At 43.5% G+C, this 14,740-nt stretch carries 12 protein-coding genes and 1 pseudogene; 3 read left to right on the top strand and 10 right to left on the bottom strand.

What is annotated here, in order from left to right; translation table 11 throughout:
• The 9 genes from EI164_RS09710 to EI164_RS09750 form a co-directional block, all read right to left on the bottom strand.
• Positions 1 to 256 (bottom strand): IS1 family transposase (locus tag EI164_RS09710; RefSeq protein ID WP_192519767.1); only part of this gene is annotated, 256 nt, incomplete at its 3' end.
• 446 nt (positions 257 to 702) lie between these two features.
• Positions 703 to 1,044, bottom strand: coding sequence for a hypothetical protein (locus EI164_RS09715; protein ID WP_318779536.1), 342 nt, complete (start codon positions 1,042 to 1,044; stop codon positions 703 to 705).
• 6 nt (positions 1,045 to 1,050) lie between these two features.
• Positions 1,051 to 1,884 carry an acyl-CoA dehydrogenase family protein gene (locus tag EI164_RS09720; protein ID WP_192519769.1) on the bottom strand — a complete coding sequence of 278 codons (834 nt, stop codon included), beginning with the start codon at positions 1,882 to 1,884 and terminating at the stop codon, positions 1,051 to 1,053.
• Between the two features lie 314 nt (positions 1,885 to 2,198).
• On the bottom strand, positions 2,199 to 3,395 hold the full coding sequence (locus EI164_RS09725) for an aromatic amino acid transaminase (RefSeq protein WP_192519770.1): 1,197 nt from the start codon (positions 3,393 to 3,395) through the stop codon (positions 2,199 to 2,201).
• Positions 3,396 to 3,738: 343 nt separating this feature from the next.
• Complete coding sequence (locus EI164_RS09730) at positions 3,739 to 4,635, bottom strand: 3-hydroxyacyl-CoA dehydrogenase (protein ID WP_192519771.1); 897 nt, start codon at positions 4,633 to 4,635, stop codon at positions 3,739 to 3,741.
• 399 nt (positions 4,636 to 5,034) lie between these two features.
• Positions 5,035 to 7,305: a TonB-dependent receptor gene (locus EI164_RS09735; RefSeq protein ID WP_192519772.1), complete on the bottom strand. Its 2,271-nt coding sequence runs from the start codon at positions 7,303 to 7,305 to the stop codon at positions 5,035 to 5,037.
• 313 nt (positions 7,306 to 7,618) lie between these two features.
• Complete coding sequence (locus EI164_RS09740) at positions 7,619 to 8,125, bottom strand: hypothetical protein (RefSeq protein WP_192519773.1); 507 nt, start codon at positions 8,123 to 8,125, stop codon at positions 7,619 to 7,621.
• Positions 8,126 to 8,415: 290 nt separating this feature from the next.
• Positions 8,416 to 8,787: a DUF3817 domain-containing protein gene (locus EI164_RS09745; protein WP_413038455.1), complete on the bottom strand. Its 372-nt coding sequence runs from the start codon at positions 8,785 to 8,787 to the stop codon at positions 8,416 to 8,418.
• A gap of 75 nt (positions 8,788 to 8,862) precedes the next feature.
• Positions 8,863 to 10,041, bottom strand: a complete 1,179-nt coding sequence (locus EI164_RS09750) for a siderophore-interacting protein (protein WP_192519774.1) — start codon at positions 10,039 to 10,041, stop codon at positions 8,863 to 8,865.
• Between the two features lie 158 nt (positions 10,042 to 10,199).
• On the opposite strand from EI164_RS09750, the gene EI164_RS09755 reads away from it, so the two are divergent.
• The 3 genes from EI164_RS09755 (at position 10,200) to fhuB (ending at position 14,052) form a co-directional block, all read left to right on the top strand.
• Positions 10,200 to 10,964 carry an ABC transporter ATP-binding protein gene (locus EI164_RS09755; RefSeq protein ID WP_192519775.1) on the top strand — a complete coding sequence of 255 codons (765 nt, stop codon included), beginning with the start codon at positions 10,200 to 10,202 and terminating at the stop codon, positions 10,962 to 10,964.
• 65 nt (positions 10,965 to 11,029) lie between these two features.
• On the top strand, positions 11,030 to 12,064 hold the full coding sequence (locus EI164_RS09760; RefSeq protein ID WP_225739213.1) for an ABC transporter substrate-binding protein: 1,035 nt from the start codon (positions 11,030 to 11,032) through the stop codon (positions 12,062 to 12,064).
• Positions 12,061 to 14,052, top strand: a complete 1,992-nt coding sequence (gene fhuB, locus EI164_RS09765) for a Fe(3+)-hydroxamate ABC transporter permease FhuB (RefSeq protein WP_192519776.1) — start codon at positions 12,061 to 12,063, stop codon at positions 14,050 to 14,052. The genes EI164_RS09760 and fhuB overlap by 4 nt, the downstream gene beginning before the upstream one ends.
• Before the next feature lie 120 nt (positions 14,053 to 14,172).
• On the opposite strand, the pseudogene EI164_RS09770 reads toward fhuB, so the two are convergent.
• Positions 14,173 to 14,673, bottom strand: a pseudogene (locus EI164_RS09770) (LysR family substrate-binding domain-containing protein); the annotation flags it as partial.
• Positions 14,674 to 14,740 lie beyond the last annotated feature (67 nt).

Below are 14,740 nucleotides of genomic sequence, written 5' to 3' on the forward strand. Positions count from 1 at the left end.
TGGTGCCCAATACTTTACCGATACTGACTGAGGCTATAATAGCTATGTCTCTAACACCGCAACCTCTCACCGTCATTAGCCGTATGATGTCTTCTATTTTAGAGTGACAGCCCTTATAAGTTAAGGCATGGTCACCAATGAATTGACGTTTGCAGTCCTTGCATTGGTAGTTCTGCTTGCCATAGCTTTTTATGCCGTTTTTCTTTAAACTGTGACTGTGACAGTCGGGGCAGCTGATATCTATTTGTGTCTTCATAACCTCAAATATATCATCTTGCTTTGGCTGTCACCCTCCTTTTATCTCCTCAGCATACTTTCTGACACACCACCAAAAAAGATAGCTAATAAAAAACGTTAAAAAATAAATAGTTAAGCAGACATGAGCGTGATAAACAAACTCTAAAGTCGCTCACGATCAAAAAAGCAAGACATTCGATGTCTTGCTTTTTTGTGTTTGATACATTTAACGGACATTAGGGGCGTGTCTTCAATTCACTCGATAGTCATCTCAATGGGCTAAACATGGCTGAATCTTGCCAAACATCGTCAAATAGCTGGTTAATATCTCGATATTATCTGCGCTCTTTTCCTTGTTTGACGGCAATTTATCTCATTTTTATCAGCATTTTTGACATGAAGACACGCACTAATATTTTAGCAAGTAGGCGCTAAGCACAGGTCAACCATGGTAAAGCGTTTGAGTTATACTCTAAACATTGCGCCATTTGGCGTCAGTCCAACATACGCCATGCCCGCTTGGTTTAACCAATGAGGTTGAATAATGCCATGTTGTAAAATGGCATGAATGTCTCTATGCGCTCTCTCTATTCGATGTTTTTTATAAAGTGAGGCAGTGCCAGCGACGGCATAAACCTCAGACAGCATGGATCTAGCATCGTTTGCTGCTTCACAGGCCGCGGCCCACACATCAGCCAGCTGTTCATCAGTAAATGTGTTCTGTTTTTGCGATTCTGCCCATAATGTTTCAACGCTACTATGTAACTGCAAACGTCTAGATGCCAATAGCGTTTTACTCTTTGCGATGGCAGCTTACACTGTACCACGATCACGTAAATCTGGGCTCTTATTTGGCGTCACTCGCTCAAGACATATATCGATTAAGTCATCGGTTGCCGCTTTTAACACACCTAGTGCCATCGCGGCACAGCCCGCTGCATTGATACAGCCAATAGGCAGACGACTATATGCATTATCAATGGCAACAGGGCTATCAAAACCAACAGCGTATGCTTCTTTTACAAAAGCATCTTTGACGACTATATCGTGACTACCAGTGCCATTTAATCCGCCGACATGCCATGTATCAACGATTTCTACCTTTTCTTTTGGAATAAAAAACAGCTTCAGATTTGCTCCTGGACCTAGGGTAGTCGGAGAGCCTTCTGAGACGACCAAACAGCGTAGTACAAACCAGTCTGCTAACTCACACCCCGATACCAAGGTCCATTGACCAGAGACCATGTAGCCATTCTCTACTGTATGAGCCACGCCTTCAGGACGTGCTGAATTGGCGTAGACATGAGCAGGGTTGTGGTATATCTCTTTCATACTGGTTTCGTCTAAAAATCTACCAAAGGTACAAGCTAAATGATTGTTCCATGTAATCCAAGCGACAGAAGCTTCAGCGCTAGCCAATGTTTCATAGACCTTGAGCGTCTCTACAGGATTGCCTTCCCAGCCTCCAAATGACTTTGGCAGTCCCATTCTAAAGAGCGACAGATCCGAAAGCTTTTCGATGACTGTTGGTGCAATCTTTCTAGCGGCTTCAGTATCAGATCTCGCTGATAAGGCCAATGGATAGACATCGTTAGCGGCATCGGATGGCAGAATGTCTGTATTATTTGATAAAGATGTATGGCTCATCACTTTTTACCTATATTGATTTATAAAACAACATGTAAATATATAATTAATGAATTTTAATTAATTCTATTTTTTACATATATTAATACCTTTAACAAAAATAGCCAATAGTTGTTTGTTATAAATTAACAACTTAAATGTTGATTAAGGTATTAAAGGCAGTGTTAAGTATGGGCAGACAGAATAAACCTCAAATAATCGAGGCATAAAAAAAGGCTGAGCAGTTGCTCAGCCTTTTTATTGATCGTCATGCCTACCAAATCGTATTTAACAAGCCGTACTTAACGAGTCATACGGTTTGGTATATGGCTTGCCTAGTTTTTTAAGACGTCTGCCATGGCGTTGGCTACATAGTCGATATTACTGGTGTTCAGTCCAGCTACACACATACGTGAATTGGAGATCATATAAATACCAAATTCAGTTTGCAAGCGTTCGACCTGCTCAGGCGTCAAACCAGTGAAACTAAACATACCGTTCTGACGGGTAATATAGTCAAAGTTACGGTTTGGTATTTTGGCTTCTAATACTGATTTTAGTTTTAAGCGCATAGCCTTGATACGATCACGCATCGCGTAAACTTCGCCAACCCATTGCTCATGTAACGCTTCATCATTCATGACGATGTCGACGACATGGCCGCCGTGTGACGGTGGGCTTGAGTAGATACGACGCACCATTGCACTCATTTGACCAAATACACGATCGGTTTCGTCGACAGTCGGGCAAACGATAGACAGTCCACCAACACGCTCGCCGTATAGCGATAAGTTTTTAGAGAATGAGTTGCTGACAAACAGTGGTAAGCCCATATCGACTGCTTTGCGAATCGCGTAAGCATCGCTGTCCATATCTTCGCCAAAGCCTTGATAAGCAATATCCATAAATGGGATCAGTTCACGCGCTTGAACGACGTTTAGTACTGTGTCCCATTGCTCGCGAGTCAAATCCAAACCTGTTGGGTTATGGCAGCAAGGATGTAAGAGCACTACATCATCTTTATTCAAGGTTTCAAAAAACTGAATCATCTCATCGAATTTGATGCTGCTGTTTTCTTTATCATAGTATGGATATTTACCGACTGTGACATCAGAGCCTTCAAAGATGGCAATATGGTTGCCCCATGTTGGATCGCTCACATAGCATTTGGCTTGTGGGAACCATTGATTGATAAACTCGGCACCTACTTTGAGCGCGCCAGAACCGCCGATGGTTGCAATAGTAGCAACCAAACCATCTTTTAAAACTTGTGCGTCTTTACCAAAGAGCAGTTCCTGACAGCCTTTACGGTGTCCAGGTAAACCTGCCATCGGCAAGTATGGACGAGGAGAGACTGGATCTGCAATGCGCTGCTCGGCAGTTTTTACACATTCAAGGACGGGTAGTACGCCATTTTCATCATAATAAATACCAATGCCTAGATTGACTTTGTTTGGATTATTATCTGCTAAAAACTTTTCCATCAAGCCTAGAATTGGATCGCCTGCATAATGGTCGATACGTTCAAACATTTTATTTCCTTAGAAGAGGATAAATTTAGCCGTCAAAAATCATAAAACAAATTGGTCAGTAACTCAATATGAATTATTAAATTTAAGGGCGTTTGATTTATAAAAACAGTCAAAAACTATATTTTTTATAGAAATAGCGGCTAAAAGTCCAATTTGGCTGTTAGCGGCTATTCATCAATCTCGCTAATTATAGTCAGTCCTAAATAAAAGAGAGTCGATCACAGAATAAAGAGATACATTTTTGCCTGCCTACTGTGTCTATGTAGACAGAGGCTACGCAAAATGTAATTTGTATCGCTGTGTTCCATCACTGTATTTATCGTATAGTGGATCGCCTATAGTATCACTTTAAAAAATCAGGATGGGTAAAGGCAGGGTTTGGATAAGTATAAAAACCTTCACCTGTAGAAACGCCAAGTTTATTTTGATCAATAAAATGCTCTTTTAAATAAGCGACTGTTTTGAGGGCTAGTGGATCTTGGGTCTTTTCTGCAGACATCTTATTAATATTGTATGCAGTGTTGATGCCTACGGTATCAAGTATACCGAATGGACCAACTGGAGCGCCTGTGGCTTTCATCCATGTTTTATCAATGGTGTAAGGATCAGCCACTTCTTTGGCTAGTAGATCTAGACCAGCACCCAGTAACGGTACCAATAATGAATTGATAATATAACCGGGTTGTTCTTTGTTGAGTGGTAATGCCAACATACCAATCGCCTTAGCAAACGCCACAACGTCATCAAAGACTTTAGGGTCAGTATCAGGGTGTCCCATTATTTCAGCAGTATTATGTACCCAAATATTATTGGCAAAATGCAGGGCTAAAAATTTAGCAGGTCGTCCAGTTGAGTCAGCAAACTGGCTTGGTAATAGGGTAGATGAGTTGGTGACAAAAACAGTTTTTTCTGGTGCCACTTTTGCCAATTCTTCATAGAAGCTGATTTTAATTTTTGGGTTTTCAGGCACGGCCTCAATCATTAAATCCGCATCTTTAACTGCGTCTTTTAAATCGGATGAATAGCTGAGGTTTGCAAATGTTTTGTCTAATTGCTTTTGACTGGCCTTCATATCTCTTTTGAATGCAGCACATATGAGTTCAAACTTTGCTTTGGCTTTTTCTAAGACCTCATCGTTAATATCATAAACGGTGACGTTAAATCCATGAAATGCGGTCTGAAAAGCAATCTGATAGCCTAGAACGCCACTTCCTGCAACGGTTACATTTTTATAGGTCATTATTTTAATCTCCTACTGAGCAAAGACGCTTTTATTTTTGTCCAGTTTCGGGTTGGTTGAAAAACTCTTTTTTATGACGAAAATATCAAATGATACTTATTTTACTTTAACAGATACCGCCAGACTGGTATGTCTTTTTTAAGACTATTAAAGGTACAAATTTGCTAGGGAACCTTCTCAGATAAAACGACAGACTTCTAACTGGGCTAAACGCGGCTAAATTTTGCCAAGCAGCGTCAAATCGATGAAGGTGTATTCTAATTGATGACACGCTTTGCTATGGCTGGACTATCTTTAGCGATTCGTTCGTTTGAAAAAATCCATAAAAAAGCCGGACGAGTTAATCTTGTCCGGCTTTTTACAATTAAGGTTGTGCTCGTATCAGCTCAAACTGATCAACTAAAACTTATAGTTGATGCCCATATAAAACGAACGACCTGCGCCAGGTACGGCAGTGCCCCAGTTGGATCCGGTAGTTAGCTCGTTATTGATGCCCATGGTTCTGCCTTGACCCATATAAGACCCGCCCAGTGGCAATGCGTAGTTTTTGTCCAACACATTATCAATACCTGCCTCAACGCTAACCGCATCCCATTGATAGCCAGTGCTCAGGTTCAATAAACCGTAACCTGCTGTTTTAACCTCATTACGCGGCGTTGATACTTTGTTTTTAGCGGCTACAGCAACCACTTCAACTTGGTTTTTCCAGTCATTGTTTTCATGATTGAGCGCAATGCTGGCATTGAGTGGCATGATATTGTAAAGATGAGAACCTGTATCTTTATTTTTGCCGTTGGTGTAGCTCAGTGATCCAGCCAGTCCCCAATCACCCCAAGCATTAGAGGTTAAGTCGCGGTCAGCTGTGATGTCGATACCGTATATTCTGGCATCTTGGTTGGTATAACGCATCACGTTATATTGGTCGCTGGTTTGAGTGGTTGCAGCGGTATTGTTTGCTGAATCCCACTGTACGGCATCAACGTAATCATCGATGTGCGAGTAATAAGGTGTCGCTTTGATACCCCAGTTATCATCAGCACTGCGCCAGTCAAATGTCATGGATAGCGTATTAGATTTTTCAGGTTTTAGATCAGGATCACCGAAATAGCCATTACCATCACCCACAGTGTTATTCATGATAGAGGCCATGCCCCATGTCGACCATGTATATCGCTCGTATAGGCTAGGAGTGCGCTCTTTGTGTGAAGCACCAAATTCGATAGAGCTGTTGTCGCTCATATCGTAGCGTGCAATGGCAGTGGCATCGATATTATTATCAGTGGTGCTACGGTCACTGGCATTAAAGATGGCGCTATCGCGGCCTTGGTTGGTCATCATCATTGAGTTGTAGCCACTGACCTCATCAGCACTGGTACGTACGTTTTCGTAACGAGCACCTAGCTGTGTGTTCCACTTTGGTGCTATTTGTTTTTCCCACTCAGCATAAACACCGATACGTTCGCGTTCGCCATTATTGATATTTTGAAACTCATTAGGCGCCATCATACCAGTACCAGAGGCGGGCCATAAGTCATCGAGTGTATAGTCTTGATACTCAGCGCCTAGGGTCACCGTACCTTGGTCAATTAAATCAACGATACCCTTAAGGTTAGCACCGATGGTTTCACTGTCGGTATACATTGGCATGCCAGCAGCGGTGCCATATAAGAACTGTTTGTCCTCACCAAAGTTCATATAGTGTTCGACGTCTTCGTGGTAAGCCTGTGCTTCTAACTGTCCCCAGTTTAACTCACCTTTATAGCGCAGGTTCACTCTGTCGAGCTGGTTGTCTAGCATGTCCATACGCTGGTTTGGGTACAGCTCTTCTGGCACGTGTTGCCATAGGTAGGTACCTTGTAGCAGATGATCTCCATTTTGATAAGCCACATCGACAGACTGAGTCTGGCTTTCAAAAGCAGTCGAGCCAACTTCATCTTTCGCCAAACTTTGACCGCTGCCACTTGCATCAGTATAAGTTTTAAAGTCACCACCAGCATCGTAGTTGTCTGATTTTGCATAGCTGCCTTTATACGACAGGCTTAGTACGTCATTAGCGATGGTGGTTTCAACGTTGGCGCCGTAGCCATTGCCGTTGCTGCGATAGAATGCACCCACTTCACCTGAGGTCACAACGGTACTGTCTTCTGAAAACGTTGGCTCTGCTGACTCTACGACAATGGTGCCACCGATACTATTACCACCAACACTCACGGGTGTGACGCCTGCGTAGACAGTGGTTTCTTCGACTGCACTCGGTGAGATGTAGGATAGTGGTGAGTTCATGCTGTTTGGACAGGAGGCGATTGAGTCGACACCATCTACTAAGATACGCAGACGGTTATCAGCCAGTCCTCTAATCACTGGTAGGTTTGAGATGCCACCTGCACTTTGCACATTAATACCAGGGATTTTGGTTAATATGGTTGCAGTATCGCTAGTCGCTACTTGCTGGTGGTTGATATCATTTTGATTAAGCGTCGCAGATGTACCGAGACTATTGGCGCCTGACGCGCTTGCCTCCACGGTAATAGCTGGCAGGTAAGCCATTGGTATATCATCATTAGAATGATCTTCGCCATCGTGCGCGTATGCGCTACTGATTTGAAACAACGCCACTGCTAAAACGCTCAGCTTTAGCGTAGGTGTGGTACTTTTTAATGAATGTCGCATAGTATGCTGTCCTGAAAACTTTGAAAAACACGTGATAAAGGAGATTGTATTTTCGATTATCAGTCATAAAAAATAACGCATCATTAACGCTATAGTCGATTCAATTTAAAAGTGATGCAAGGCAACCTAGCGTAGATGTATATTAAATACTTCAAGCGAGGTTAACGCAGTAATACTTTTATAAGGGGTGACTATAATAGCCAAAGGTTTGCTTTGGTTATTCAGTAGCGCGTCAAGGTTGCAGACAATCAATGCTGAACCAACCAACAAGATTATTGGATGATTGATAATGATTGGTTATGTCGTGACTGATTTAAGTCATCAAAAAAGATGGTGGAGCGCGGGAGAAGGGTCGTAAGAAGTCAGTTGCATAGTAGGCATTTATCGTCTGCGGTATCATCGCTACGATAGTGGTGATTTCTATGGGATGAAATTCAGGTGATTCGATGATAAGCGGAGTAATTACTGCTGACATGGAAGTACATATGTCACAGCTACTGTGTTGATGAGTATCGTGTTTGGAGGTCGTGATGGTCTTTGAATTTACCACTGCCGCCGATTGTGCTGCTGTCTCTGAGGGTGCCAGCATCGATGCATCTGAATGATGCTGCGAGTGCATACTGTGATTATGAGCAGCAGATACAACAGGTGCAAGCTCAATACAAATACCATGACCCAAGCTGGCATTGTCACTCCATAATGGTGTTAATAAAGGAGTGGTATGTAACAGCCATGCAAGACACGCCAATAGTATAGCTGTCCACATCATTGCAGGCGACAACAAATATCGGTGCATGTTATTGGGCTGCTTTACAGTCATAGTGTGTTCAGTTCACTGGCATGGCAAAAAAGTAATTGATAATATGCTTTTAATACAATTAAAAAAGAAAAATTAACAATATTCATAAGAAACACTATTTTACGGTAATTACCTTACTTTTTACAAGGAATAACGCTTCTGAAGAACGAATAAACCTATGACCGTAAAAACAAAAACCCCCGATAACTTTTATATAAGCGTTATCGGGGGTTTTTAGTTATTTGTATTGAGGGTACGTACTCATTGTAAAGGTTGCCGTTAAAATAAAAACAGGCCCTAAAACAATGGTGTTAAGTCTCTTTATTTAAATTCTTACTTATACTTTTTTTGAGAAAATGGTCGAATATAAAAGGGCCGAACGGTAGAAATGAACCCAGTACACCTGCAGGCAGGGCCCATAGCGGCATTTTTATTCTACTGACCGTAATCAGTAGTATCAGAATATAAGTGATAAACAATATACCGTGCGTCATACCGATATACTTTACTGCTTCAGGAATACCCATCATATATTTAAGTGGCATGGCTATGCCCATCAATAATAAAAAAGAGGTACCTTCTAGATAGCCGACAATGGTTAATATTTTTAACGATAAGTTTTGTGATTTGCTAAGGCCAGTTATTTCATTGCTATTGGGGTTGGTGGTCTGAGCTTGTGACACTTTATCTTCCTTTTGGTATCTTTAATGTCATATAAATCGAATAAGGCTTTGATTATCAATCGCTATGATACAGGTTTAGCTTTTACGCCAATAGACTTTTATAATCGAGTCAGTACGTTCTAATGTGAGCCTCTCCCTTAGTAACCCACGTAGTGCTTTAGCGGTACCTGCTTCGAGTGCGCCCCAAACTTTATCAATTTTTAAGGGGTGAGTGGATAAGTAACTTTCTAATGTACTGTCAATCAATGTGGCTAATTCACGTCCCGAATTTACTTGACCGGTCACTAAAGGCAATACCGTAAAAGCACTCCCTACATTATTTTCGGTATCAGAGGTGATATCATTGCCTATTTTAACGTCATCAAAATAAGCCTGATCATCTTCATCTTGAGTAATGCAGAGGATTAAAGGTGGTAAAGGATTGTCCCAAAGCTCGAGCAGTCGTGCCACGGTTGGTATCGATGTTTCATCAGCAATCAGCAATGCTTGACCATTACGCAGATGCTCCACCTTTTCGGGGAACTCACGCTTACTAATCACGCTATTACCTGGTTGCAATGAACGTGCCCAATTACCGCCAGAAGTATCTCCATGCAGATACACATCAACCCATGCTTGCATGCCATCCGAGGTTTGCCATGCTTTTCTCAGTGTGTAATAGCAATGAGATCGTGAGGGACGATCGTTGTCATTTGTGACGTTATGTTCTAAATCAAATAAATAGGCATAGCCTGCTTCACTAACAGGTATCAAGTTAGACGGATTGATCTCTGGTGCTGTTAAGGTCAGACGCAGCATATTTTTACTAACGGGATAGCTGTTTTGTACGATAAATTTTTGTTTAGTCAGCTTGATACTTTTTTTACCGAGTTTCTTATCTGCGCGTTGTTTGAGCAAAATATATTGCGTCTGTAGCTCGCTAAGCTGTGAGATGGGTGCTGCAAAGTCAATGTAAACTTTAGGGTCTTTAATAACATGATTTTGAGTGTTTGATGAAACCTCTAAGTCATTGGGTTTAGCGATAACTGAGATGGCGACGCCTTCAGCATAAATGTCAGTCAACTGTATGTCAGCATTATCCATCTCTTCAGTAGTTAGAAAAGTGAACGCTTTTAAAAAACTCAGTAACTCGTCAAAATGCTCTTCATTTATATGAGCAATGGTGCTTGGCAGTTCTGGAATACTCAATGAGGTGTAGCTGTTTCTGTGGGTTTGATGTTTTATGGTAGCAGTTGATGAAATAGAATCGGTCATATATATACTCACGAACAACAGTGAATGGAAGTAGAAGAATTATATTTTGTGTTAATGATAATTGTTTTTATTACGGTTTACGAGTAAAATCGGTTTTTATTGGTTATCTAATACACATACCATGATTTAAATTAACAACATTAACAACGAGTGTCTCTATGTTACGTGCAAACCAACTGACCATCAGTCGTCAAGGAAATACTCTACTAAACAATGTGAGCTGTGAGATTGATAGTAATCAATTGGTGGCATTGGTTGGACACAATGGTTCAGGCAAGTCAACCTTGATCAAGGCATTAGCAGGCGAGATGGCGAGCAATAGCGGTAGTATCAATTTGGATGAGCGCAGTATCAGTGATTACAGTAGTAAAGAGCTGGCGCGACAAATGGCGTATTTACCGCAGCAATTGCCTGAGGCAGCTGGATTTACGGTACGTGAGCTAGTGATGTTAGGACGTTACCCACATCAAAAATGGCTACAAAAGCCCACCCAGGTAGACAAAGATAAAGTTGCAGAAGCGATGCGTACCACACAGGTGGAGGCATTCGCTGATCGTATTACCGCCACATTGTCAGGCGGAGAGCGTGCGCGAGTTTGGCTGGCGATGTGTCTGGCACAGGACACGAGATATCTGTTACTCGATGAACCACTGGCTGCGCTAGATATGCACTATCAGCTAGAAGTCATTCAGCTGATTCGCCGTTTGGTCGATGAGCAGGGCTTAAGCGTGGTGATTATCGTGCATGACATCAATCTGGCTGCGCAGTATGCCGATCGAGTAATCGCCCTCAAAAAAGGCTGTATCTGTCATAACGGTGATATCAAAAGCACCATGCAACCAGACATACTACACAATATCTTTAATGTCGATATGCAATTACTCAGCCATCCTATAACAGGGCAGCCTGTCGCCATCGCCTAATGTTTGGCGCGTCTTATTTTTCTGACTTGCTTACTCCACCTTATTTGCCCAAAAGATAGGCCACTATGTTTTCTGCTCTTTATAAAAAAAACATCTCTAAAAATGCTATCAATCCCTCAACCAAACGCCTATCGCCAGACTCCTTAACGTTGCCACTAAAGAATTTGTCTCTTGTCTTAGGCTTGGTATTGACCACCATGCTAAGCGCGTGTCAGGAACCAGTGACTGAGCAAAAAGATGTTCAACAAAGTGCTCAAACAGACGCTCAGGCAGCCGACGCGACTCACACGAACATTAATATTGTCTCACCAGACTGGGGTAACGCAGCAACTTTGACCGCAATGGGCTATCCTCCAATTGCGACTGGAGATGTCCGAGTATGGGATAGATGGGTAGGAAAGCCAGCACTGCCATCCGGCACGATTGATTTGGGTATTCGTTATCAACCAAATGCCGAGCTAGTCGCACAGCTGCCTGTCGATTTGGTCGTCGATAACTCGTTTTATCAACACGCTCGCAACCTCTATGGTGATGTGCCTGCAGAGTCTATTATGTTCGCCGCCAAAGGAGAGATTGCCAATTGGGCAGATTATACTGAGCCCACTCGTAAGCTAGGAGAGCTAATTCATGAACCAAAACTGGCCGAAGATTATATTGCCAAAAGCAAAAAAGACATAAGCCTTGCTAGTGCGCGTCTGCAACAGCGCTATCCAAACGTCAAGAAATTCGCCGTGGTACAGTTTGTTGATGCCAATAATATGCGTATGTACGTGGCAAACAGTTTGTTTCAACCAGCGCTCAAGGGCATGGGTAAAGAGCTTGACGTGTTAGGTAAGGGTAACCAGTGGGGATTCGTATCGATACGTATGGGAGACTTGGCGCAGTTAGATGATGAGACTTGTTTGTTGATTATAAACCCACTGAGTCCAATTACACGGGCTGAGATTGATGACAGTTTGATTTGGCAACGTTTGAGTTATGGCAATGAGCGCTGTGTGGGTGAGCTGCCACCAGTATGGATCTATGGTGGTATGTCATCATTGGTCAGCTTGGCCAATAATCTATCAGCAGTCACACTGAAAGGCGGGGCCGCATCATGAGTATAAATACTGCTAATAAGTCATGGCGACTATGGGTAATGCTGATCATGCTCATGGTGCTGTCACTATGGAGTGGCTGGGCGTTAATTGCTCAGGAGTGGACGCGGCCTATTGGTGATTTGCTGATACCGAGCTCGCAGTTAGATATCGGTAGTATGGCGACACAGCTGCATTTGGTGGCAACCAGTATCGTCGCGTTGTTGGCAGGTGGTTTGTTAGGCGTCGTCAGTATTCTACTACAGCAATTGGTCAAAAACCCATTGGCATCAGATACTACTTTAGGGGTCGGTGTGGGCGCGCAACTGGCCATACTGCTCGTGACCTTGTTTTTGCCAAGTTTGGCAGTCTATGGTGGTATTTATGTTGCCTTTGTCGGTGCGATTATCAGTATGGGCTTGGTGTTTGCGTTGTCAGCGCCCAGTCGTTTTAATCCATTAATATTGATACTTGCAGGCTTGGTGGTCAATATTCTACTTGCCGCAGTCGCCAATGTGTTGGTGCTGTTTTTCGCTGAGCGCAGCAATGGTATGATGTCATGGGCGGCTGGGTTTTTGGCACAGAACAGCTGGCATACCAGTACGATGTTAGCGATAACGGCCGTTGTGATGGCGGCGGTTTGTTTGCCATTATTAAAACCACTGACTTTAATGAGCTTGGATGATTTACAAGCCAAGCGTTTGGGTGTGCCTATCAATGGCATTCGTGCGCTAGTGGTACTCATCGTGGCAGTGGTGACAGCGTTAGTCGTGAGTGAAGTTGGGCTGATTGGCTTTATCGGTTTGGGTGCAGCAAGCTTAGTCAATGCGCTAGGTATCTCTGCTATTAATAAACGTTTGGCAGCTGCTTTTGTCCTAGGGGCCTTGCTATTATGGCTGACCAGTAATGTTGCGTTATTGCTCGAACCGATACTTGATATGCAGATTCCCGCAGGGGCGATGACAGGTATCCTTGGTGCGCCATTGATTATTTGGTTGATTCTTCGTCAGCGCCGTGAGCAGATAGAAACGGTAACACCGATGGTCACTGGTAAGCCTGTATCTGTCGGGATATGGCGCTGGGGTGTTGGTGTGGTGGCACTCATTGCATTGGCCTGCTTGTTTGTTCAGGACATGAATGGATGGGGGCTTAGTACCGATTGGGCAATTACTGAGCAGTATCGTCTGCCTCGCAGTTTAAGTGCGGCAGCAACGGGTCTAATGTTAGCCGTCGCTGGTGTGCTACTGCAAACGCTCACGCGTAACCCGATGGCGAGTCCAGAAGTGCTGGGTGTCAGCTCGGGCGCAGCGCTTGGCGTTATCTTAGGGTTTTTACTGCTGCCTAGCTTGGGGTTGTCTGCAGGATCAGGCACGCTGCTAATCTCAGGGCTGTCTGGTGCGATGCTGGTGCTGCTACTGGTTATGTGGCTGGCGCGCCGGGTTAGCTCAGGCTATCTATTATTGGTCGGTATTGGTATTGCTGCCATGATGGATGGGGTGATGCACATGGTGAAGCTGTCTGGTGATCCACGGTTAGAGGCGATGCTTAGCTGGCTATCGGGTACCACTTATAGCGCGCAACCTAGCACTGTCTGGTATCTTATTGGTATTGCTATTATTTTGTTTGCACTTAGTCTGCTGGTGATAAAACCATTGCGTATCCTTGGCTTGGGTACGGGCGTGGCTCGTAACTTGGGCGTTGCGGTCACACCTGTGACGCTGGCACTGTTAGTACTGGTTGCCGCACTGAGTACGGCCAGTACGCTTGCAGTAGGGCCGCTTAGCTTTATTGGTTTGATGGTGCCGCATCTGGCAACATCACTGGGAGCGACCAAACTTGAACGTCAATTGCCATTGGCCGCTTTGCTCGGTGCAGGGGTGATGGTGATAGCAGATTGGATTGGGCGTTATGTTATCTTTCCTTATGAGCTGCCTGCGGGTACGGTAGCAGCGATTATTGGTGGCGCTTATTTCTTATGGCTGATTCGCAAAGTGCCTGTATCTGCGAGTTGATGGTCTTTATGCGAATAAGAACGTTTCAGACAGCTTAGTGTTCACTGATAATGTGACCTAATCTATGAGTAGAACCAACCCCGTTTTTCTGTAAACCAGATAAACGGGGTTTTTATGTGTTTAACATGCCATGCTTTGTTGTATGTCATCTGTCGCACTCAATGCTACTGCCACAAAAGCAGCAACCGTCGCGCTGTTGTTATTTTGCTTATGTTGAATATGCACAGGAACCTGTGTACTGACATGGTTTAACGCTATAAAATGACAGCCATCACTATATAGTTTGCGTACGCAATAGGGTGCAATCGCCACGCCCAGTCCTGCTGCCACTTCGGTCACCAATGTCTGCATATGCTTGGGTTGGCTGATGATATTGGGTGAAAACCCAGCTTGCTTACATAGTGTGATGGTTTCATCAAATAGACCAAGCGCTTCATCGCGGTTAAAAATAACAAACTTTTCGTCTTTTAATTGCACTAAATCAATGGTTTGTCGGTCGGCTAAAGCATGGCTTTGGTTCACAATTGCCACCAATTTGTCGATATAAATATTGTGGCTGATAAAGTCATCAGCAATGGCGCTCGGTAATGGCCGCGAAAACCCAATGTCGATACGGTCATTATTAAATGCTTCGGTGGTGTTCTAAAAAGTATGCTGGCATCAGACGTAGCCATAATTGATGTAAAAG

Origin of the sequence: Psychrobacter sp. FME13 (assembly GCF_014861395.1) — a bacterium.
Lineage (GTDB): Bacteria > Pseudomonadota > Gammaproteobacteria > Pseudomonadales > Moraxellaceae > Psychrobacter.

Excerpts from the sequence above, each read along its gene's own strand:
- EI164_RS09720 (WP_192519769.1), bottom strand. The coding sequence starts at position 1,884 with ATGAGCCATACATCTTTATCAAATAATACAGACATTCTGCCATCCGAT.
- EI164_RS09725 (WP_192519770.1), bottom strand. The coding sequence starts at position 3,395 with ATGTTTGAACGTATCGACCATTATGCAGGCGATCCAATTCTAGGCTTG.
- EI164_RS09730 (WP_192519771.1), bottom strand. The coding sequence starts at position 4,635 with ATGACCTATAAAAATGTAACCGTTGCAGGAAGTGGCGTTCTAGGCTAT.
- EI164_RS09735 (WP_192519772.1), bottom strand. The coding sequence starts at position 7,305 with ATGCGACATTCATTAAAAAGTACCACACCTACGCTAAAGCTGAGCGTT.
- EI164_RS09740 (WP_192519773.1), bottom strand. The coding sequence starts at position 8,125 with ATGACTGTAAAGCAGCCCAATAACATGCACCGATATTTGTTGTCGCCT.
- EI164_RS09750 (WP_192519774.1), bottom strand. The coding sequence starts at position 10,041 with ATGACCGATTCTATTTCATCAACTGCTACCATAAAACATCAAACCCAC.
- EI164_RS09755 (WP_192519775.1), top strand. The coding sequence starts at position 10,200 with ATGTTACGTGCAAACCAACTGACCATCAGTCGTCAAGGAAATACTCTA.
- EI164_RS09760 (WP_225739213.1), top strand. The coding sequence starts at position 11,030 with ATGTTTTCTGCTCTTTATAAAAAAAACATCTCTAAAAATGCTATCAAT.
- fhuB (WP_192519776.1), top strand. The coding sequence starts at position 12,061 with ATGAGTATAAATACTGCTAATAAGTCATGGCGACTATGGGTAATGCTG.